General features: G+C 48.8%; 1 protein-coding gene. It reads left to right on the top strand.

What is annotated here, in order from left to right:
- Positions 1-784 (top strand): hypothetical protein (locus QU44_RS18425; protein WP_231621801.1); only part of this gene is annotated, 784 nt, incomplete at its 5' end.
- Positions 785-820: the final 36 nt, after the last annotated feature.

Here is an 820-nt window from a genome sequence, read left to right as displayed (position 1 = left end):
AACCGTGGGATTTTTCAGCAGCCTGTTAGGCACCTTTTGCCTGGCAAGGTATAGTGAGAATCACATGCAAGTAACAGAGGCAATAAAAAACCAAGCGAAGAAGGCCTCGAAGAGATGTATTGAGTCTAAGTTATTTACTCGCTTCAACCTAAAACAGGTTTTTCAACATTTTTTGGTTGTCGCAATAATTGGGGGTTGCTCTCCGGTTTCAGAAGCTCCGATCCGCGTAGCTGAGGGCAGCACTGAAGTCATGGACGATTCCAAAATCGCGACTAGAAGCGAGCCAAGGTTTATTTCAGCGATGCAGCCGCCGGCGCCAGTGCCAGGCAATCGCGAGGAGCGGTGCGGACTTCGAGTCCGAGTCGATGCTCGCTATGGAGAGATAGCCGAGCTCGATTTCGCTGACCCCGACAGCTTTAGAATTCTCAATTGCATTGACCAAGGACAAAGTACGTTCTCTTTCCATCTTAATTTTCTTGCCGCAGAATATATGTATTCACGCAATAATTTCTGCGATGCAGCAAAATTTCTGGCGAAAGGCCTGCGATCGACCGATAGTTTGAACCTCGCTCCCGATAAAGTTTCTCCTCGGTTAGAGGCCGTCAGCCTTTGGCAGTATCCTTGGTATTCCCAGCGTCTATGCGAACCGAGAGCACGTTTTGATCGGATTGTTAATGGAGTGACGCGATCCTGTGCTGTCGATTTCGAAGTTCGATATCTCCAAGGCGTTCAGACTGAATTGAAGCAACTTCCGTCCCACGATAATCAATGGTCCACCTGCTAGTGGTGCGATTCTGACATTTGCTACCCCCTTCGGCTC

The organism is Sphingomonas sp. 37zxx (assembly GCF_000786205.1).
Classification (GTDB): Bacteria; Pseudomonadota; Alphaproteobacteria; order Sphingomonadales; family Sphingomonadaceae; genus Sphingomonas.
The sequence above is the reverse complement of the archived record's forward strand: the minus strand, read 5'-3'. Positions and strand labels throughout refer to the sequence as shown.